At 34.2% G+C, this 21655-nt stretch carries 19 protein-coding genes, 1 pseudogene and 1 riboswitch; of the genes and pseudogenes, 13 read left to right on the top strand and 7 right to left on the bottom strand.

Annotation, left to right across the window (positions count from 1 at the left end; all coding sequences use genetic code 11):
• Positions 1-5 precede the first annotated feature (5 nt).
• Positions 6-1102: pseudogene (locus BAOM_RS19910) on the top strand (site-specific integrase).
• 569 nt (positions 1103-1671) lie between these two features.
• Entirely contained in the window at positions 1672-2958 is a 1287-nt protein-coding gene (locus tag BAOM_RS19905; protein WP_127759247.1) for an IS110 family RNA-guided transposase, read from the top strand.
• Between the two features lie 465 nt (positions 2959-3423).
• On the opposite strand, the gene BAOM_RS19900 is transcribed toward BAOM_RS19905, so the two are convergent.
• Positions 3424-3858: an Rrf2 family transcriptional regulator gene (locus BAOM_RS19900; RefSeq protein ID WP_127761762.1), complete on the bottom strand. Its 435-nt coding sequence runs from the start codon at positions 3856-3858 to the stop codon at positions 3424-3426.
• A 208-nt stretch (positions 3859-4066) separates the two neighbouring features.
• Here BAOM_RS19900 and BAOM_RS19895 point away from each other — a divergent pair, with 208 nt between their 5' ends.
• From BAOM_RS19895 to BAOM_RS19885, 3 genes are all read left to right on the top strand, one after another.
• A complete protein-coding gene (locus BAOM_RS19895; protein ID WP_127761761.1) occupies positions 4067-4708 on the top strand; it encodes an NAD(P)-dependent oxidoreductase in 642 nt (213 codons plus the stop codon).
• Positions 4709-4837: 129 nt separating this feature from the next.
• Positions 4838-5476, top strand: a complete 639-nt coding sequence (locus BAOM_RS19890; RefSeq protein WP_127761760.1) for an FMN-dependent NADH-azoreductase — start codon at positions 4838-4840, stop codon at positions 5474-5476.
• Positions 5477-5494: 18 nt separating this feature from the next.
• Positions 5495-6124, top strand: coding sequence for a DsbA family protein (locus tag BAOM_RS19885; RefSeq protein ID WP_127761759.1), 630 nt, complete (start codon positions 5495-5497; stop codon positions 6122-6124).
• 318 nt (positions 6125-6442) lie between these two features.
• On the opposite strand, the gene BAOM_RS19880 is transcribed toward BAOM_RS19885, so the two are convergent.
• Together BAOM_RS19880 and BAOM_RS19875 are read right to left on the bottom strand one after the other, a co-directional pair.
• A complete protein-coding gene (locus tag BAOM_RS19880; protein WP_127761758.1) occupies positions 6443-7099 on the bottom strand; it encodes a potassium channel family protein in 657 nt (218 codons plus the stop codon).
• Positions 7100-7124: 25 nt separating this feature from the next.
• A complete protein-coding gene (locus BAOM_RS19875; RefSeq protein ID WP_127761757.1) occupies positions 7125-8459 on the bottom strand; it encodes a TrkH family potassium uptake protein in 1335 nt (444 codons plus the stop codon).
• 216 nt (positions 8460-8675) lie between these two features.
• Between BAOM_RS19875 and BAOM_RS19870 the strand changes: the two genes are divergently transcribed.
• Complete coding sequence (locus tag BAOM_RS19870; RefSeq protein WP_257467451.1) at positions 8676-10289, top strand: cation:proton antiporter; 1614 nt, start codon at positions 8676-8678, stop codon at positions 10287-10289.
• Between the two features lie 263 nt (positions 10290-10552).
• On the opposite strand, the gene BAOM_RS19865 is transcribed toward BAOM_RS19870, so the two are convergent.
• Positions 10553-10675, bottom strand: coding sequence for a hypothetical protein (locus tag BAOM_RS19865; RefSeq protein WP_127761756.1), 123 nt, complete (start codon positions 10673-10675; stop codon positions 10553-10555).
• Positions 10676-10829: 154 nt separating this feature from the next.
• A riboswitch (cyclic di-AMP (ydaO/yuaA leader) is annotated at positions 10830-10976 on the top strand.
• Positions 10977-11130: 154 nt separating this feature from the next.
• On the opposite strand from BAOM_RS19865, the gene BAOM_RS19860 reads away from it, so the two are divergent.
• Positions 11131-12957, top strand: coding sequence for an APC family permease (locus BAOM_RS19860; RefSeq protein WP_127761755.1), 1827 nt, complete (start codon positions 11131-11133; stop codon positions 12955-12957).
• Positions 12958-13380: 423 nt separating this feature from the next.
• Positions 13381-13839 (top strand): 2-thiouracil desulfurase family protein, encoded by a 459-nt coding sequence (locus BAOM_RS19855; protein ID WP_127761754.1) that lies wholly within the window; start codon positions 13381-13383, stop codon positions 13837-13839.
• 298 nt (positions 13840-14137) lie between these two features.
• On the opposite strand, the gene BAOM_RS19850 is transcribed toward BAOM_RS19855, so the two are convergent.
• On the bottom strand, positions 14138-14878 hold the full coding sequence (locus BAOM_RS19850) for a metal-binding protein ZinT (protein WP_127761753.1): 741 nt from the start codon (positions 14876-14878) through the stop codon (positions 14138-14140).
• A 587-nt stretch (positions 14879-15465) separates the two neighbouring features.
• Here BAOM_RS19850 and BAOM_RS19845 point away from each other — a divergent pair.
• The 3 genes from BAOM_RS19845 to BAOM_RS19835 all read left to right on the top strand — a co-directional run bounded on the left by BAOM_RS19845 (position 15466) and on the right by BAOM_RS19835 (position 17535).
• Positions 15466-15870 (top strand): hypothetical protein, encoded by a 405-nt coding sequence (locus tag BAOM_RS19845; RefSeq protein ID WP_252282628.1) that lies wholly within the window; start codon positions 15466-15468, stop codon positions 15868-15870.
• 397 nt (positions 15871-16267) lie between these two features.
• Complete coding sequence (locus tag BAOM_RS19840; RefSeq protein WP_127761752.1) at positions 16268-17059, top strand: EndoU domain-containing protein; 792 nt, start codon at positions 16268-16270, stop codon at positions 17057-17059.
• A 17-nt stretch (positions 17060-17076) separates the two neighbouring features.
• Positions 17077-17535: a hypothetical protein gene (locus tag BAOM_RS19835; RefSeq protein ID WP_127761751.1), complete on the top strand. Its 459-nt coding sequence runs from the start codon at positions 17077-17079 to the stop codon at positions 17533-17535.
• Positions 17536-17870: 335 nt separating this feature from the next.
• Here the strand turns inward: BAOM_RS19835 and BAOM_RS19830 are convergent, their stop codons facing one another.
• Both BAOM_RS19830 and BAOM_RS19825 read right to left on the bottom strand, forming a co-directional pair.
• Positions 17871-18749 carry an IS3 family transposase gene (locus BAOM_RS19830; protein WP_127759246.1) on the bottom strand — a complete coding sequence of 293 codons (879 nt, stop codon included), beginning with the start codon at positions 18747-18749 and terminating at the stop codon, positions 17871-17873.
• An 8-nt stretch (positions 18750-18757) separates the two neighbouring features.
• Positions 18758-19048, bottom strand: a complete 291-nt coding sequence (locus BAOM_RS19825; protein ID WP_127759245.1) for a helix-turn-helix domain-containing protein — start codon at positions 19046-19048, stop codon at positions 18758-18760.
• A 947-nt stretch (positions 19049-19995) separates the two neighbouring features.
• On the opposite strand from BAOM_RS19825, the gene BAOM_RS19820 reads away from it, so the two are divergent.
• Together BAOM_RS19820 and BAOM_RS19815 are read left to right on the top strand one after the other, a co-directional pair.
• The gene (locus BAOM_RS19820) at positions 19996-20709 is read left to right on the top strand and encodes a response regulator transcription factor (RefSeq protein WP_127761750.1); all 714 of its coding nucleotides are present in this window, start codon (positions 19996-19998) and stop codon (positions 20707-20709) included.
• Position 20710: 1 nt separating this feature from the next.
• Positions 20711-21646 (top strand): sensor histidine kinase, encoded by a 936-nt coding sequence (locus tag BAOM_RS19815; protein WP_127761749.1) that lies wholly within the window; start codon positions 20711-20713, stop codon positions 21644-21646.
• Positions 21647-21655 lie beyond the last annotated feature (9 nt).

The raw sequence follows: 21655 nt of genomic DNA, 5'->3' as shown, positions 1-21655 counted from the left end.
TTTATATGAGAGGATCTGTAAAGAAAGATAATTCCGGTTGGTACTATGTGGTTGATGTTGGAACAAACGGTAAGCGAAAGCAACAGAAACGGAGATTTAAAACTAAAAAGGAAGCAGAGAAGGCATTAGCCGAGGTTAACTATGCTTTAAATAAAGGTACTTACTTTGAACCTTCCAATATGCTGTATAAAGATTACTTAGAGCAATGGTTTTCGACTAAACGAAACAGTATAGGGATCCAGACAGCTAAGGTTTATAAAGATTTTCTTCACAGTAAAATAATACCGGAATTAGGGAATTGCAACATATCAAAGCTCTCGATCATCCAACTCCAATCTTTTATAGATAAATTGAGTGAAAAAGGACTAAGTAGTGTGACAGTAAAACAGACATATGAGATTATTAGAAACTCCTTGGAACATGCTGTGGATTTCGAGTTGATTTCTAAAAATCCGGCTATAAAAGTTAAATTGCCAAAGGCTAATAAAAAAGAGATGACTGTTTGGAATGAAGAGGAAGTAAATAGATTTCTTAAAGTAGCAAAAGAGGATCCACTTTATATTGTTTTCCATCTTGCTTTAATGACAGGAATGCGACAAGGAGAAATCTTGGGATTGCGTTGGAAAGATGTGGATTTAAAAAAAGCTTGCTAAGTATTAGGCAGATTTTAAGCCACGACGGAAAGTCATTTATAAATGGGGCAAAAAACAAATCTAGTCTGCGAACAATCAATTTATCTGAAATCACTATGAGGAGCCTTAAATCTCGAAAAATAATGATCTCCAAAGAGAAGCTTAGCTTTGGTCCAGTTTATGAAGAATTTGATTTAATCGCATGTACCAAACATGGAACACCTCTTAACCCAGCAAATGTAAGAAGAACATTTAATAGGTTGATTAAATTAGCTGATGTTCCTCAAATTCGTTTTCATGATTTAAGACACACACATGCAACAATGCTTCTTGCTAAGGGGATAAATGTAAAAGTAATCTCAGAACGGTTAGGTCATAGTAATATTAAAGTTACTCTAGACACTTATTCACATGTTCTTCCAACCATGCAGGAGGAAGCTGTTCGGAAATTAGATGAAATCCTAAAATGAATTCTTCTGTGACCAAGGTGTGACCAAAAGTTGATTTTGACTGGTGGCTTATTTATATATCAGAAATAAATAAAAAGGGGAAACCCTTATATATCAAGGTTTCCAGATCTTCTTTTAAGTATGGAGCATAGGGGGCTCGAACCCCTGACCTCTACGCTGCCAGAGATAGATATGGTTTCGGATTATAACAGATTGGGTTTGAAAAAGTTGATATAATAGGTTTGGATTTTTAGTGTATCGGATTTAGTAGGAGATGGTTGGGGACAGTTTGTTTATTTGTGTCCCCAAGTTGTCCCCAAATAAATTTGCATAACCTTAAGTAACCCGAGCACCTTTATTCTTTAAGGATGTTTAAGAAATTCATCATGTCTATGATATTCAAAATGTGATTGTAATTTAGACTAAAATACTTATTAAGGTTGTGAAGAAATGTACTTAAAGTAACGGGCAGCATTCCTGTAATGAAGAAATAGAGGGTTTGAACATAAAAAACACCTCTTGGTATGATAAGAGGGTCCTAAAGCTTGCCGGCAAAAAGGACTACTTATTCGCATACCAGGAGGCTCACTATGAATTATAACCAAAATCAAAAAATCGCTCAAATCACTTCCCAAACACTTATTGTCGGTGTTGATATTGCCAAATCGAAACATGTTGCACGTGCACAGGACTTTAGAGGAATGGAGTTTGGGAAACCTTTATACTTTGAAAATACAAAGCCTGGCTTTGATGGATTTTCGAGTTGGATTCAACAGCTTATCACTACACATGACATGGATCAGGCTATCGTAGGGATGGAGCCGACCGGTCATTATTGGCTGAATCTAGCTCATTTCTTGAAAGAACAGGACGTTAAGTTTGTGGTCGTGAACCCTATGCACGTCAAGAAAAGTAAAGAATTAGATGATAATTCACCTACCAAAAATGATGTCAAAGATGCCAGAGTGATTGCACAGCTAGTCAAAGATGGAAGATATGCTGAACCTAAGATTCCGCAGGGAGTGTATGCCGAACTTCGTGCGGCAAGAAAAATACGTGATCTTTTATCTGTTGATCTTCAATCCGTACAAGGGCAAATTCACAACTGGCTGGATCGGTATTTTCCTGAGTTTCTCACGGTTTTTAAAGACTGGGAGGGAAAAGCAGCACTACAATTATTAAGGCTCAGCTTACTGCCAAGTGAGCTAGTAAAGATCTCTGATGAAGAAATCTTAGCCCATCTTAAAAAGGCCGTAAAACGTGCAGTTGGTCTTGGGAAAGTAAGAGAGTTAAAACGAGTCGCCGGTCTTTCAATCGGCATTCGTGAGGGATCAGAGCTGGCGAAATTAGAGATTCGCATTTTATTAGACAAGTATGATCTCATTAAACAAAAGTTCGAAGAACTGGAACCTAGAATAGATGCCTTACTTGAACAGATACCCGGTGTTCATCAAATGCTGGCAATCAAAGGGATTGGTAAAGATACAGTGGCTGGATTCTTGGCAGAGGTCGGAGACCTAAACGATTATTCACATCCTCGCCAAATCATTAAGTTGGCAGGACTAAGCTTAAAAGAAAATACGTCAGGTAAACATAAGGGACAAACGAAGATTACGAAGAGAGGTAGGAAGACGCTGAGAGCTCTCCTTTTCCGAGTTGTCATGCCATTAGTCGCCAAGAACTCTGCTTTTAAAGCCCTACATGCGTACTATACAAAACGTCCGAACCATCCTTTAAAAAAGATGCAATCTCTTATCGCCCTGTGCAATAAATTGATACGTGTATTGTTTACCATCGGTAAAAAACAATGTGAATTTAGCGAAGAAAGAATGTTACAGGACATCCCTCATATGGCTGTGATGCTGAAGGTAGCTTAGGCTTTTGTAGCCCTGTTAATCAGAATAAAGGAACGTTTATGGTTTAGTAGACATTTGAAGCACGGATTAGTCAGTATTCAACTAAATTTCGGGCAAGGACCCTGTCGGGCAGCATAAACTGACATCCACCTCATGGAAAGGTTGGACGAAGGAATTTTGGAGCGAAGACTCTGTGAGACATGGGAGGGTTGACCTCCATGAGAGACGTGGAGACCACTAGTGCAACTATAATTTAACTGGATACCCACTTATTGGATAAAGGTGGTTAAGTGGCTAAAGGTTTTTTTACTCCTTGGCTCCAAAAATATCCTTCACTTCCTTCTAATCCCAATAAGAGAATGACTAACACCTGTAAGCGACTTTAAAATTCTAAGAAAACAGGAGAAAACAAGAGATATTCCTTATTTTATAGAGGGAGGTTAGTTTAAGAAGAAAGAAAAAAGACATTCCTTTGGAATGTCTTTTTTAACAGATATTTTCATTAGTAGCAATATCCTTCACAACATCTTCTAAAGTAACATTTCTTAAAACCTTCTCCATTGCGAATTGTGCTGCTGTGAATAATTGTTCTATTGTATTCTGGATGTTCCTACCTACGGGACAATCAGGATTTGGATTTTCATGTATGCTAAACAATTCTTTCTCCTTTACAACATTTACTGCCTTATAAACGTCGAACATTGTAATATCCGATAATTCCTTTGCGAGTTTAGCCCCTGCAATACCAGGATGTACCTCTATCAAACCAGCTTTTTTTAGCATCCCCATTAGTTTTCTTATTACGGCTGGGTTCGTGTTAACACTTGAAGCTAAAAATTCAGAAGATGTAACTCCTTCTTTATTTGATTCAATTAGAGTCAATATATGAATTCCGACAGCGAATCGGCTGCTGATGGACATGTTCAGTCACCACCCCTATTAACTATTGTGTTATTTAATTTTAGTTTTCCATCATGTAATTAATTTGATTACAAGCTTATTATACCAGATTACGAACAAAATAATAAATAGTATTTTACATGTTGACAAAACGATTACATGTAACTAAAATGAATACATGTAATCAAATTAGTTACAAATGGAACTTAAATAACAGGAGGACTATACAATGAAAATCGGAATTATTGGAGCAAGTGGTAAAGCAGGAAGTCTTATTTTAAAAGAGGCAGTTAGTCGAGAACATGAAGTGACGGCTATTGTAAGAGATGCGAAAAAGGTCAAAAGTCTAAATGTAGCAGTATTGGAAAAGAACATTTTTGACTTAAAAACAGAAGATATAAAGAATTTTGATATTATTGTCAATGCTTTTAATGCACCATTTGGAGAAGAACATCTTCACGTTGAAGCAGGAAAGGTATTAATTGAAACTCTTAAAGATGCACCAAAAACAAGATTAATTGTTGTAGGAGGAGCAGGAAGTTTATTTGTAGATGAAACAAAAACAGTAAGAAAATTTGAAACTCCTGATTTTCCTGAAGCCTATTTTGCAACTGCTAAAAATATGGGGGAAAACCTTGAAGAACTACAAAATACGAGTGGAGTCCAATGGACATATATCAGTCCAGCTGGATTTTTTGATGCTGAAGGTAAACGTACCGGAACTTATCAAAAAGGTGGGGACCAATTAATCTTCAATTCAAAAGGTCAAAGTTATATAAGTTATGCGGATTACGCAATTGCAGTTTTAGATGAAATTGAAAATCCGCAGCACATAAACGAACGTTTTACTGTCGTTAGCGAAGCAGAGTAAGTAATGACGGTGATAACAGGCTTTTAAGTACACTATAAGCCCTGAAAAAAGTAACAATAAAAGTTGTACACTGCTGTTAACCTATATACTAGGTAATTAATTTCTATTTAAGAAAGGAAGACTAATTTTATGACAAAGGTTTTATATATTACTGCTCATCCACATGATGATACTCAATCCTATAGTATGGCTGTAGGAAAAGCATTCATTGACACGTACAAAGAAAAAAATCCTGAACATGAAGTTTTACACTTAGATCTTTACAAAGAAGATATTCCACACATTGATGCAGATGTGTTCAGCGGTTGGGGAAAGCTTCGGGCTGGAAAAGGATTTGAAGAGCTTTCTGCCGAGGAAAAAGCAAAGGTAGGACGTCTTAGTGAGCTTGTCGAACAGTTTGTTTCTTTTGATAAATATGTGTTTGTTACTCCATTTTGGAACTTTTCATATCCGCCAGTAATGAAGGCTTATCTGGATTCAGTCTCTTTAGCAGGAAAAACTTTTAAATATAGCGAACAAGGTCAGCCTATCGGGTTACTAACAGATAAGAAAGCACTCCATATACAAGCTCGTGGAGGGTTTTATTCAGAGGGTCCTGCCGCATCGCTAGAAATGGGGCATCGCCACCTTCAGGTCATGATGCAATTTTTCGGTGTACCATCGTTCGAAGGGCTTTTCGTTGAGGGACATAATAAAGCTCCTGAAAAAGCCAAAGAGATTAAGGAAAATGCAATTGCGCGTGCAAAGGACTTAGCACACACCTTCTAAGTAAAAGGAGACATAATAATGAACAATATACAAACTAAGCTTATATATGTTTGGGACGCTTACTGTGGTTGGTGCTACGGGTTCTCGAAGAGCCTTCGAGCCTTCCACGAGAATCACCCTGAATTACCCCTGACTGTTTTGCCTGGAGGTCTATTTGTAGGTCATAAAAAGCTACCCATAGCCTCTTTCTCACACATTCCAGAAGCAAATAAAAGAATCAGCCAGCTAACTGGTGCAGAGTTTGGTACCTCTTACCAAACATTGTTGGAAGAAGGTACTTTCGTCATGGATTCCGAGGCGGCGGCTAAAGGCTTTTCTGCATTGCGTTACTTCGCTCCAGAGCGTGCCTATTATTTAGCCTCTTCCATGCAGCATGCGTTTTATTACGAAGGTAAGAGCCTCAGTGACCCAGCAACTTACCGGGAAATTGCTATTGCTAATAATCTTGAACCAGAGGCAGTTTTGGCACGATACGATGACATAGTTTCCACCGAAGAAGCCCATGCAGACTTTGCTAAGGTTCAACAGCTTGGCGTCCAAAGCTATCCTACATTGCTGTTGCAGAAAGGTGACGAATTTATCGCGCTTGGTGGTGGTGTTATGACCGCCGAGAAGATAGAGGCTCGTCTGGAAAATGTCATTTCATAACTATCTCTTAAATAGCATAATTGAACTTAATTTTAAACCGACCTTCTTCCATTAGAAAGGTCGGTTTTTTTTTATAAGAATTATGCAATTCTAATCAGAATCAATGTATGTTATTACCATCATTCATTCCAAAACGAATATGAGAGAATGTGAAGTATTGTACTTAAACTATCGGGTGCGATGCTTCAATAACGAAGAATCGCTTTTTCTTATTGAAGTAACGGGAGTTTAGTTTTAAAAAAGGACCTACATCGGTCCCTTTTGTTCTAAAGAAATTCACAGAATAAACTTAACCAATTTAAAAAGTTGATTTAACCCTTATTCTATATTTGAAAATTCAGCAATATCCTCTTTCTTCCCAATCATCACTAATAAATCTTCCTTGTGAATAATACGATCTGGAGAAGGAGAAATAATAATATCTCCTTCTCTAACGATAGCAATAACACTGACATTATATTGGGCACGAATGTCAAGGTCACGCAGACTTTTTTCAGCCATTTTTAAAGGAATCATAATCTCCTCTATACTGTGTTCTTTTGATAACTCAATATAGTTCAACATATTTGGTGATAGGAGCTGATTGGCCACACGTTCTCCCATGTCTCTCTCAGGATAGATAATCCAATCAGCACCTACTTTCTCTAAAACCTGCCCATGTCGCTTTCCAAGAGCCTTTGCAATGACTTTTTTAACCCCTAGCTCTTTAAGTAGTGAAACAGTTAAAATGCTAGATTGCATATCATTTCCAATGGCTACGATTACACAATCAAAATTGCTTATCCCAATCGCTCTAAGTGCCTTCGTTTCTGTCGCATCAGCCACTACTGCATGAGTGACGAATAATTCAGCATCCTCGACTTTTTCCTCATTTGCATCAATTCCTAGCACCTCTTGTCCAGCCTCATATAGTCTTCGAGCTACACTTGTTCCAAATCTCCCTAAACCAATTACAGCATATTGTTTTATAGCCATTTCCATCTACACTCCCTGAATTTAATTAACCAATCATTATATTTCCTTTAATATGACGGAAAGTATCTGATTTACGTCTCTTTGTAATAGCAAAAGCAACTGTTAAAGGACCTAATCTTCCTGCAAACATCGTGAAAATGATAAGTATACGACCAATAGGAGATAGCTCTGGAGTTAATCCCATGGACAGTCCCACTGTACCAAACGCAGAAGTAGCTTCAAATAAATACATCATAAAATCGTGACCGGGTTCTGTAATGCTAAGCGCCATAGTCATGAATACAACAATGCTCAATCCGCACAAAGCAACTGTCAGTGCTTTTAATATCGTTTCAGTCACAATTCTGCGCCTAAATAAGACAACATCTTCTTTCCCTTTAATTTGAGACCATACGGTAGCTACTAAAACAGCAAAGGTCGTTATTTTAATTCCTCCAGCTGTGGATCCTGAACCTGCTCCAATAAACATAAGAAAAATGATTAAGAACAAAGTAGAATGTGTTAAATCTCCAATTGGTAATGTATTAGCACCTGCCGTCCTTGGAGTCACTGCTTGAAACAATGAGCCTAATACTTTTCCAGTTTCGGATAAAGGCCCTAATGTCTTAGCATTTCCATATTCAAATATGAAGATTAACAGGGTTGCCCCTACTGTTAGAATAACGGTTGCCAGTAATACTACCTTCGTATGCACAGATAAGCGACGAGTATCACGGTATTCATAAAGTTCGTTCATCACAATAAATCCTAATCCACCGAGTGTGATGAGAGTGCATACGGTTAAGACGATAATAGGATCATCTACATAAGGAGTTAGACTCCGAAATTCTCCCATTAAATCAAAACCAGCATTATTAAAGTTAGATATCGCATGAAAAAATCCAAAATAGATGGCTTTACCTATTGGCATATCGTAAGAAAAACGAATCGATAAAATGATACCACCAACAAGTTCAATCACTGCGGTGAATATCAATATTCTTTTTACTAACCTTACAAGCCCTGTAATGGATACGTTATTGAAAGCCTCCTTCAGTAGCAGCCTTTTTTTTAAAGAGATTTTTTTACCTAACAGCAAAAATAAAAAAGTTGCAAATGTCATAAATCCTAATCCACCGATTTGAATGAGTGTTAAAATGACCAATTCACCAAACATAGAAAATGTATCCCCAGTATCTACGACGACAAGCCCTGTTACACATGTGGCAGATGTAGCAGTAAATAAAGCATTTAAAAATGAGAGACCTTTTCCATCCTCAGTGGCAATGGGAAGAGTCAATAAAAAGGCTCCGATAAGGATGACAGTTGCAAAACCTAATACAAGGACTTTTGGAGGGTTAACCTCTTTTATTTTTTTCATCGTTATCTCCTAACTGACCTCATAAAAAAATTTAGTATCCAGTTTACTTTTTCCATTAATGCATCTAAATATTTGTCCCATTCTAGTTAAAAGATAATAAGAAGTTCTTAACATGCCGTGGGCAATTTCTTGAAAAGAAGTATGGAATTGAAGAAGATAAAAAATCTTTTTTTAATGATGATTTAGATAATGATAAATAAATGAAAGGAATTAATTATGATGAAACATTTTATTTTGATGTCAGTTCATCCTTCAAGCTCATTTACTGCTCAGAGTTTCAACGAAATCATGATTCAATTAATAATTCTTTTAACAGTCAGTGTTGTAGTAGCTTCGTATGCCTATCATAAAAAAATACCATACAGTCTTCCTTTAGTTATAATAGGGCTTGTTCTAGGAATGCTTAATTTACCTATAATAGACGAATCTAGAGATTTCATTACAAATTCTGAAACCTTTCAAATTTTCGTTATTTCCATTTTCTTACCTGCGTTACTCGGAGAGGCTACTTTAAAACTGCCTTTTCACCATTTAAAAGAAAATAAAGCTCCAATTTTAGCTTTAGCTATTGGAGGGACATTGATTACCTATGTAGTCATAGGTTTTGCGAGTCATTATTTGTTAGAAGTAAGTGTAATTGTGGCATTTACCTTTGCTGCACTCATGAGTCCTACAGATCCGATTAGTGTTTTACAAATTTTTAAGCCATTAGGTGTTCATAAAAGGATGAATGCGATTATGGAAGGTGAAAGTCTCTTTAACGATGGAGTAGGAGTAGTGCTATTTAAAATTTCTTCCATTTATCTTTTAGTTTATATGGAAATGGGGGTTGCTGGATTCGGACAAGGCCTACTGTTATTTTTGAAGTTTGCTGTCGGAGGATTGGTTATTGGTTTAATCATTGGCTATATCGGTTCTATCTCCATTAAAAAGATTGATAATTATCCGCTAGAAATTGCCATATCAATCATCGTGTTCTTCGGTTCATTTTTGATAGGGGAAACGGTACATGTGAGTGGTGTCATTGCAGTGGTGGTCGCCGGATTATTATTTGGAAATTACGGTGGGAAAATTGGGATGTCACCTGTTACTAAGCTAAATATTTATAATTTTTATGATGTGATTGCCTTCATCGCAAATTCAATCATCTTCCTAATGGTAGGCTTGGAAATTTCCCGAATCGATGTGCAAGGAAAATGGGGAATGATTATCATTAGTATTATTATTGTCTTAATTGGTAGAAGTGTAGCCGTTTATGCAAGCTTAGCATGGTTGAAAGAAATCCCTTCAAGTTGGAAACACATTCTAAATTATGGTGGATTAAAAGGAAGTCTTTCCATTGCGTTAGCCCTCAGCTTACCTAGAACATTCGAAGGACGAGAAGAGATTATCGTGTTAACTTTTAGTGTCGTGATTTTTTCACTATTATTTCAAGGGTTAACGATTAAATCACTTATAAATAAACTAGGCATTATTGAGAAACAAAATCATATTTGGGAATATGAAGAAGTAATTGCGAATCTTAATCGTAGTAAAACTTCTATATCTACGTGGTCAGATATGAAAGAAGAATCCTTATTAACAGAAAAAGACTATCAGGATTTAGTGAACCTCGAAAATGAAAAATTGAAGAAGTATAATCAAGCATTAGATCAACTATATTCCTTATATCCTCAAATCAAAGAAGAACAACTCAGAGATGCTAAAAGGGAATCTTTGTATAACCAATATCACGAATTAGGGAAGTTAGTTTCAAAAGAAGTGATTTCTCAAAGTATTCTTGAGAGGAAACAAAAGGAAATTTTGGAAGAAGTTGAAAACTTGTCATAAAATTCTTGAACATACACTAGAAATTTTTTTATTGTTGGGAGCATATATCTTCCAACAATAAAAAAAGTATAAAGTATTTTAAACTTAAGTAAATGTCCATTTTTAGGTCATCCTTTTTAAGTATGGTTTTTAGTTTGAAAATTGTTGCACAATTTGAATCAAATGCGACATAAAAGATTCATTTTTTTATTCAACAAAAAAACCGCACACAAGCGGCTTGGTGTTCAATATTTATGGGATACCTTTTTAGAAGGGGCTATATTCTACTCATTATTTATAGATTCCGTATTTTGTTCATGTATGTAACCACCATATTGCTGGTTAATTTCTTTAGCTAACTCATCTAAAAATTCATCAGTTAAAAAGGGCTTATTTTCTTTGAACATGTAATTTCTCCTTTGGCATTCAATCTCTGAAATCTTTTCCTAAGGTATGAATTAATATCTATATTACTAATATTTCCTTTTCCCTAAATTTTAATCTTTACATAAAATTCATTTACTTTTGCTAAAACCAAGAGTATTATAATCACAGTTTCAAATTTCTAAATCGCTGAAACCATTAGGTACGGGGGAACCATTTTTGTGGATTGATACTTAATCCAAGGGGTGAATCCTTTTTTAAGGTAGGGCTACTCAAAGGTCCGAATCCGACAGCTAACCTCGTAAGCGTTATATGAGAAGGAAGGTGGAGCTTGTGACGCAAAAAAAATGATGTGTCTACAGGTCTATTTAACGATGACTTGTAGGCACTTTTTTTTTGGGAATATGGAACTTTTTGAGAAATTATTGTGGAAATGAGCAACATATAATGTATGAACACTATTGGAGATGAGTAATAAATGTTTTCATCAATAAAAAGGTTTTTAATTGGACGACCCTTGAAATCCAATGAATTAGGAGAACAGAAACTTAACAAAACCAAAGCATTAGCCATCCTTTCTTCTGATGCTTTATCTTCAGTGGCATATGGTCCTGAACAAATTTTAATCGTATTAGTTACGTTAGGTACAGTAGCATTTTGGTATTCTATTCCTATCGCAATTGGTGTATTAATTCTTTTAACAGCTCTCATATTGTCATATAGACAAATTATCTTTGCTTATCCTCATGGAGGGGGAGCCTATGTTGTTTCAAAGAGTAATTTAGGGGTAAATCCAGGTTTAATCGCTGGGGGATCATTATTGGTAGACTACATACTTACTGTGGCTGTGAGCGTATCTGCTGGTACTGATGCTATAACATCTGCCTTTCCTACACTACATGATCACAATGTGGAAATTGCCATTGTATTTGTGATTTTCCTTACGATTTTGAATTTAAGAGGAGTAACGGAATCTGCTTCCATATTAGCTTACCCTGTGTACTTATTCGTTTTAGCCTTGTTCATTTTAATTGGTGTGGGCATTTATCATATTCTCACAGGTGGGGTTTCTCCTGAATTACACAGTCCCGTAGGTACACCTGTGACTGGAATCAGTTTGTTTATTCTTTTAAAGGCATTTGCTTCAGGAAGTTCTGCCTTAACTGGGGTTGAAGCCATATCGAATGCCATTCCTAACTTTAAAGATCCAGCACCTAATAATGCTGCTAAAACATTAATGGCAATGGGAGCTTTGCTTGCCATACTGTTTTCAGGAATCGTATTTTTAGCCTATTATTATGGAATTGCTCCAAGTGGAGAGGTAACGGTTGTTTCCCAAATTGCCGAAGAAACTTTCGGACGAAATTTCATGTACTTCTTTATTCAAGGAACTACAGCACTGATATTAATCCTTGCTGCAAATACTGGTTATTCTGCTTTCCCGTTGCTGGCAGTTAATCTTGCAAAAGATAAGTTTATTCCAAGGATGTTTCTGATTAGGGGAGACCGATTAGGATATTCTAATGGAATCATCATACTTGGAATTGCTTCTATTATTTTAATCCTTGCTTTTCAGGCAGAAACAGAGCATCTTATTCCACTTTATGCAGTCGGAGTATTCCTTCCATTTACTTTGTCTCAGTCGGGAATGATGGTTAAATGGCTGCGAGAAAAGCCCGAAGGTTGGATTCCAAAATTTATAATTAATACAACGGGTGCCGTTATTAGCTTTACGGTCACAATGATGTTCTTTTTAACAAAATTCTCACAGGTTTGGTCAATCTTAATTTTTCTACCTATCATTGTTTTCCTCTTTCATCGAATTAGAAAGCATTATGAAGCTGTTGGGGACCAACTTAGCCTTACAACTTGTGAACCATCTGTGACCATTGAAGGTAATGTTATGATAGTGCCTGTTGCTGGTATGACTCATGTTGTAGAGAATTCCTTAAATTATGCTAAATCTCTTTCTCCTGAACAAATTATTGCTGTGTATGTTGCATTTGAAAGAGAAGATGAGAAGAAGTTTGAGGAGAAATGGAAGAAGTGGCAACCTGATGTAAGACTGGTGACACTGCACTCTCATTATAGGAGTATCATTAATCCCCTTACCAAATTTATTGATACTATTGAACATAAAGCTAGTGAAGCGAACTACCAAGTCACAGTGGTCATCCCACAATTTATTACTAAGAAGGGCTGGCACAATATTCTTCATAACCAATCAAGTATACTGATTCGTTCGTTCTTGTTGTTTCGAAAAAAAGTGGTAATCACCACTGTACCTTATCATTTAAAAAAATAATAAAATGTGGGCTTCGTGTCCATAAAGATAGTTTGGAGTTGCTTACGCAACTCCCTTCTTAATTTAACTTGTGCGATTTTTCATAAAAGAAGGTTACTTTTTTTATTCAAGTAAAGAAGCAGTTTAGTGGAAGAGGAATTTATAAGGTTATACTGTTGTTAATTTAAAATAAAGATTGATAATTTGTAAAAAAAGTTCGATAATTTAAAACAAAGTTTGATAAAACCCTGTATTAATATAGGGTTTTTCTTTTGGCCCTTAAACTTCAGCTGTATTGTTCAATTAAAGGGCCATATTGTTGAATAACACCTAGATGTCTAGGTTAAAGTTCAGGAGAGATCGTGAAACTTTGTACTTAAAGTAACGGAGCAGTTTAGTACAATAAGGATGACAATGTATGGATTTATTTGAGAGGTGTAGTTCATGATTTTGGTCAGTTCTTGTTTAGCTGGATTAAAAGTAAGGTATAACGGTACACATAGCTTAGATAATAGGATAAGTAAATTAGTTAGAGAGAATAAAGCTGTTACTATCTGTCCCGAACTGCTTGGTGGATTTTCAACCCCAAGGGAACCTGCTGAAATAGTAGGCGGAGACGGAGAAGATGTACTGGATAGAAAGGCTAAAGTGGTAGAGAAATCTGGTAAAGACGTAACCGAACTTTACATAAAAGGAGCTTATGCTACTTTAGAAAAAGCTAAAAAAATAAACGCAACAATAGTTGTTCTCAAGGAGAATAGCCCATCCTGTGGTAGTTCAATGATTTATAACGGTGAATTTAAGGGTAAGAAAATTGTTGGAAATGGAGTTACTTCAGCCTTACTTAAAAGAAATGGTTTACAAGTAATTTCAGAAGAACAATTTATTAGAAATTTCTTTTAGTTATTCAATTAACGGGCGCGTTTATTTAGGAACGCGTCTTTTTCATGTATGGGCCATTTAATGGAGGAAGAATCTCAAGGGGGAATTGGAAAAAAGTTAAGATCGAGATAAAAATTGATCAAATATTATAATAAAAAACGCCATTTTAATCAAACTTTTTTAAAATGACGTTTCTTCATTTGCTGTTAAATAAGTATTCGAGAGAAACTGTTAATAATGCTTTTTTCTAAAGCTATATATTATACTCTCGAACTAAAAGTGAAAAATAATGGCTGGTCGTCTTTTAAGTTTTATAAAATTAATGTGCATTCATTTCTTCTGCGATTTCTTTACCACTTAAATTAGAAAAATAATAAGTTGGCCAATTGTCTAATTCTTTTAAAAGAGTGACATGATCTTCATTACCAAAATAAATATGGTAATGATCTGCTTTTGTTGGATAAATACTATGGTCACTGAATTGAACATGTTTTGGTACACCATCTACTTTTCCAACTAAATCAAATAAATACCGAACGCCTCTATTTCCAGATTCATAAGTCAAAATTTCGTATCCATGATACTTATATTCCCCTGTTTTTCCTTTTCCGTTTTTATAAAACGTTATCGTATTATCTTTTATAACGATTCGTTCAATGTCTGTTTCATACCCAACTTTGTAATATTCTTTGTACTCTTCAAAGGTTTTATCTTTCTTCGTTTCTACTTTTTTCTGTAAGACCTCATCTAAGGTTCCATCTAATAGATATGGATAGACCGATTGCCAATCTCCTTCCCAATCTGATAATTCTCTATCTTCTACTTCATCATCTTCAAATATCCCTGAATATATTTCTTTCTGTTTTTCATCATCGTGACTATGGTTATGATTATAGCTATGATCTGTACTTTCTGTAGATTCAGAATTGGAATCAGAAGAAGCAGGCTCTGATTCAGAGGAAGCATTTTCGACAGGTGTATCTACTTTTTCTTGACAGCCTGTAAGGATTATACCTAATAAGATAAACACATGTATTGATTTGATAAGTTCCTTTTTCATAAATAAAATATCTCCTTTTCCTTTTTAATCATCGATTCAAATCGTAACAATTACTATTTAAACCTTTATGAATATACTATGTTTTAAATCTTCTGTAAAGCGTGATGATTATGATTTGCATTATTTTTGTAATTTAATAAAAGATCGAATGTATATAATTAAATAAATTTTAAACAAACGGGAGTATTCTTCAATAAGTAGGAACGCTTTTTTTACTAAACGGGTACTAGAGTTCAATAAGTGCGATCCATCTTAAACAGCCTTTGGTCTTCAACAATCGGGCGCAATTCTGCAGTAAGATTTGTGCTCTTTCTTCATGTTTAGGGCCAGATTGTGGAGTAATTCCTAGTATCTTAAATGACGATGAACGGTGACAAGGTTTGTTTGATACAGAAAAACTTCAAGGGAACTTTTCATTGGAAAATTAAGAATATCTTAAGAAAAATATTCATTAAGTATTAAGATTTTCCAGTTAGTATAAAGACAGTAATAGAAAAGAAGTTGAGGCGCTGCTCTGTCTTGACATGACAGAAAACGAGTTTGTCCTCTAATTAAATAGAGTTATATAAAAAATAGTCTGGAGTGATATGATGAAAAGATTTCTTGCAGCCATTATTATTTCTTTAACCTTGTTTGGCTGTTCTGCTCAGGAAAAAACGAACGAATCTTTATCGTTTGAGTTTGTGAGCTGGGACAACAAAATGTATGTGGTCAGTGATGGTGAAAGCGTTGAGAATGATAAAGTGGGGCAAAGTATCGGAGAAGTAACGGAGTTTGTTGATCAAGAGGGGCAAAATTATCAAGGAACAGCATCAAATATATTCAAAGAGGGAACAAAGCTCTACGAAATTAAAGGAACTGGAACAAATCTGGGTATAGCCGTTCAAAAAGACGACGGGACATTCATTCAAGGGGTATTATCTGATGAATGGCTTAAAGAAAATTTAGAGTTAATTACTGAACAGGAAATTTCCGTTCCGGTGGGAAAATAAAAACTGTTAGTATGAAAAAAGGGTGAAATTTGTAATTTAAGGATTTCTCTTAAAGAACGTACACAACAAAACCAGCTAAGAGAAGCTAATCATTATTCAACAATCGGGCCATATTGTAGAATACCACTTAATAAGAAAAATCTGATGTTTAAGTTAAAGTATATAGAGTAGATTATGAAGAAATGTACTCAAACTAACTCGTTTTGGGAGAATTCGTTTGGTTGTCTTGATGGCGATGTGACTTGTATCCCCAATAAGAAAAGAATTTATAAAACCTTTTGTGAAAAAAGTAATATACTTACTGAATATGAATGATACATATATACCATTTACCAAATTATTCATTAATAGAAAAATAATATATATATATATTATTAATTCGTCGGGGATGGATATTATGTTTAAGAAAATTATTATTTCTTTTTTTAGTGTTATATTATGTTTTTCTAGTTTAAATTTAATAAATATTTCAGAAAATCATAATTCTGTGTATGCTAGGGAAAATGTTTTTCTTAATTCTTCTAATAAGGTAATAGAAAGTTATTTTGAAAAAGTTAAAAAAGAAGAACAACTAAAAGCAAATTCTAATGGCATAACTACAGCTAGTATTACTGTGCCAAAGTGGGTTAAAGACGCCGAAAAATTTGCAAAAGATGCTTTGAAAGCTGGTATAGATTTTTTAATTTTAGATGATATTAAAACAATTTTTAACCCAAATTCTAGTAAGACTGAAGTTGCATTGGCTACTGTAGCTTTATTCCCAGCTGGTAAAGTAGTTAAAGTAGGTAAGGTAGCGAATTTATTAAATGATGCTGGTAAGAGTGGGTTAGTTAAAGCTTATTCTGGTCTAGGTAAAACTCTTAAACATTCTTCAAGAGGTATTTTGTTTGAAGGAACAAGAAATGAAGGTTGGGAACATATTAAGAAACGTCATATAACTGGGCAAATTAAAGTAAAAGGAACAACAACTTTTTATCCTAAAGGTCTTAAAGAATCACAAATAAAAAATATTATTATGACATCTTTGAAAAAAGGAAAGCTAAGTGGTAAAGCTAAAAATGGTTATAAAACTTATACTTATGGACTTAATAAATATGGTATAAAAAATATGAAGGTAGTTGTAGATAAAGACAATGTTATCATTACTGCTTATCCGATTTCTGGTTCTAAAGTGAAAAAAGTAAAATGAAAGTAGGTTGTATTATATTGAAAATAGAATTAAATATTGAAGAATTTGAAGATTTAACTGAAGAAGAGAAAAATTCTTTAAGATTTTATTATGCTAATCCTATAAATTTAATTGTTAAAGAAAATGGAAAGAAAATAGTAGAGTTGAATAGTACATTTCATGATGCTATTTTAATTGAAATACTTGATATATTAGCCGATTTTAAAGATAAAAAGAGAAGGAAACGTCATCTGGAGGCATATGATAATGCCGAATCATATTTGTTTGAGAGAGAGAAAGATGAATTGATTATTTTGAATTTTGATGAATATGATGAAAAGCAAGAATGGAAAAAATCAATTGGATTTATGGAATTTAAGAATGCTTTTGTTAAAGAAGTATTAAATTATTTAGAAAAATTAGTTAATCGTTTTCCAGAGGCTATTAGTAGTGAATCATATTCACTTATGAAGGATTCTTTAAATAAATTAGTTTGATTTTAGGAAAAGAAAAAGGTTGCAGGATCTGCAGCCTTTTTCTTTCCGATAATTGAATTAATCTATATCTTTTAAAAGGGGGCGAATCAGGAAAATGCGGTTATCTTTACTATGAAAATCAGGAGTATTTAAAGTATCCTAAGAAGATAAAACTGATTCCATTTGCTATATATCGCTTTGTACTAGCTATTGTGTTTTGGATATTTATTCTATAATTCAACGGGGTTAATATCAAAGGTTCAATCCGGTTTCAATAACTTTCAATCTTCCGCAATCGGGCGCGTTTCTGGAACTGATCTGACCCCTGTCAAGTAGACATAAAAAAATAAGCGCAGTTAAGAAGCCTGACTTCTATATTCGATAGGAGTCAGGTTGTTTAGCTTGGTTTGAAACCTTTCGTGGTTATAAAAGTGAATGTAGTCTTTAATAGCCCTTCTAACCTCTTGTGAAGTTTTAAAAGTATGCAGGTTAAAACATTCTGTTTTTAAATGACTAAAGAAATTTTCCATACTAGCGTTATCCCAACAGTTGCCCTTTCTAGACATACTAGCTTTCATTTTATTTCTTGTGAGTAGCTGATTATAGTTATGGGAAGTGTATTGGTATCCTTGATCACTATGGAGAAGGAGTCCCTTTACATTCCTTCCTTTTATGGCTTTTTTAAGAGTATCCAAGACTAGTTTATAATCATTACGTCTACTAATTTGGTACGCAACAACTTCGTTATTATATAGGTCTTTGATGGCAGACAAGTATAGTTTCTGTCCATTGAAAATGAGGTACGTAATATCCGTTACCCACTTTTCATTAGGGCGAGAAGCGTAAAAGGATCTATTTAAATAATTATTCGAGATAAGATAAGGTTCTTTCTTACCGTAATAAATTCGTTTCTTCCTGATAATTGCTTTAATACCTAGCTCACTTAGTAACCGTTGAACTTTTTTGTGATTAATATGAATATCATAGGTCCTCTTTAACCAAATTTGTATTCTTCTATAGCCATAGATGCCCTTATATTTCTGATGACATTCTATTATTTTCTGCTTTAGCTTCTCATCCTCTATCTGCTTTTCCGAAGGTAATGCTTTACGCTTTATCCACTTGTAGTATCCACTTCTTGATACTTTAGCTAGATGACAAAGTAGCTGTATAGAGTGAGCTTGTTTAGATAAATCATTAATGATTGGAAATAGAATACTAGGTTTTAGATTCATTCCTCCTTTCACATCTTTAAAAGCTTTTTTAATAGTTCATTCTCAGCTTCTAATCGCTTTATTTTCTGTTGGGTATTTTCAAAGGTAGATGAAGAGACTCTACTAGACCCACTTTTTCTGCCACGTTTTTCTCTAAGACCAACCATCCCATCTTCACTAAACTGTTTAACCCATCGTTGTATGTTTTTTCGATGAGTGTTTAATTCTCTGGAAACGGCTGCATAATTCTTCTTTTGATGAAATAAATCCACTGCTTTTTTCTTGAATGATATATCATAAGTCTCTGCTTTTTTCTCCATAAAAAATACCCCCTTAATAATAGACAGATTAATGCGCTTTTTAAAACGTGTCTACTATAAGGGGAGCATACCAGAACAACGGAAACGCTCTTTTCTTTTTCAAGTAACCAGTTCAAAAATCTAAAGATTTGTGTCACTCGTCACGTGTCCTTGAACAAGATAGAAGGGGGCTTTCTTGATTTTACTTTTTCGCGTTAAATTCTCATTTAACGCATTTTAGAATAAACTAAGTAAATTTATGTTTATTCTAATCAATTAAAACAATTAGAGCGTTGACGGTTGACACAAAAGTCTTTACTAATAAATCTCTTTATACCAGTATTTATTTTAAAAAGTCTATACTTTTGTGTCAAAAAAAATGACGCAAAAGTATAGACTGTTATGTGAAATGACACAAAAGTCCTTACTATCTTGTAAATATAAGAATAATAAATGATTTACGGGATTAATCGTTTTTTATTTTTTGATCTTGTTGATGTTGACAACATCTTAGCTATTCCATTAAAGGGCCATTTAACGGAAGAAGATAAATATTGAATACTTATGGTAATGTTAGTTTGGTGTTTGTGAAAGAGTGTACTTAAAGTAACGGGGGATTTTTTTATCGAATTTGTAAGGTGAAAATTATAAACGAAAACAATTGATAGAAATTGTGCAAACAACTGAATTTTATATAATATTGAACCTGAAAAATTTATAAGCCAACAGTCCAGTTTTTTATACTATTTGCTCAATAAGAAAGTTTCCACTATTTTTAATAGTCACATATAAAATGTTGTAATGTAGCGAATGAAAAAAATAAAAATTATTGAATTTCGAAAAATGGAGAAATTTACATGAGAAATATTGTATTCTACTACTCCTTAAGATATTTTTATCTTGGGAGTATTTTAGTGTATTAATATATTTTTTAAGTAAAACTCAGAATAAAAGTTGAGGATGGGATTATGAACAATCGAATTTTAATCGTAGAAGATGATCACTACATTAGTGAAATGATAAGGGATACTTTAGTGAAACATGGATTTGCAATTTCCACCGTATTTGATGGTGAAGAGGCATTAAAGATAGTGGAATTACAAAATTTCGACTTAATATTACTTGATATTATGATTCCAAAAATTGATGGAATGGAATGCTTAAAGATTATTAGAAACAAAAGTATGATCCCCATTTTAATTTTGTCTGCAAAAGGAGAAGACGTCGATAAAGCATTAGGTCTAGGATTCGGTGCAGATGATTACATTGCAAAGCCATTTTCAATGATTGAACTAGTCGCTAGAGTGAAAGCCATTCTTAGGAGAGAAAGACATTATATAGACTTGAACAATCAACTGATAAATCCATCTTATCAAGACGAAACGATCCAACTAGGTGATTTAATCATTGATATGAAAAATTACTCTATAAAAAAATGTGGTCACGACTTAAAGCTGACGTTAAAAGAGTTTAATATCTTAAAACTCTTTATTACAAATCCAAATCAGGTGTTTACAAAAGCACAGGTTTATAACCTTGTTTGGCAAGATGAATACTACGGTGATGAAAATGTTATTAATGTGCATATTCGCCGTCTCCGAGAAAAAATAGAGGATAACCCTTCCAATCCAAAATATATAAAGACTTTATGGGGAATTGGTTATAAATTGGGGGAATTTTAACATGATTTATCTTCTTGTATTCTTGTTAGCAGCTTCCTTGATATTCAATATTTATTTAGTTCAACATCAAAGGGTGGCGAATCAAGAAATTACCTATATCGAAAAGAAGGTTCAATCCATCATTGATCAACAAACGGATGAAAATGTTCTACTTTACACAAGTAATTCACAAATGAAATCTTTATTAATTCAAATCAATCGCCTCTTAGAACACAACCAGAAGACAGTGGCTAATTTTCATTCTGTTGAACGCTCCATGAGAAAAATGCTCTCGAATATCTCGCATGATTTAAAAACTCCACTTACTGTCATTCTAGGTTATATTGAAATCATTTTACACGATAAAACGATTAACCAAGAAAAAGAGAAATCCTTATTACAAACTGTTCATTTAAAAGCAGAAGAAGTTTTAGAGTTAATTAATCGCTTTTTTGAACTTGTCAAACTTGAATCAGATGATGTCCATCTTAATATGTCCAAAATCGAATTAGGAGAGATTTGCAGAAAAACGATTCTGGATTATTATGAAATATTAACAAAAAAAGAATTTGACGTATCTATTAAAATTCCGAATGAACAGATTTTTATTTGGGGAAATAAAGAAGCGGTTGAGCGGATTTTAAATAATTTAATTTCCAATGCTCTTCGATATGGTTCAGATGGAAAACTAATTGGGTTACACCTAAGAAGTACAGAGGATAAGGTTTACATAGATGTCATCGATCGAGGAAAGGGCATTCTGGAAGACGATAAAGATCGCGTCTTTGAACGATTATACACGATGGAAGATTCAAGAAATAAATTCTATCAAGGCAGTGGTTTAGGTTTAACTATAACGAAGAGACTAGTCGAACAACTAGGCGGAAAGATTTCATTAGAAAGCATCCCCTATCACAAGACTACCTTCACCGTTGAATTGAAGCGTGTTACATATTAGTCGAAATGT

The sequence above is a fragment of the Peribacillus asahii genome (assembly GCF_004006295.1).
Lineage (GTDB): Bacteria > Bacillota > Bacilli > Bacillales > DSM-1321 > Peribacillus > Peribacillus asahii_A.
Note: the sequence above shows the minus strand (reverse complement) of the source record. Positions and strands in the feature narration are given on the sequence as shown.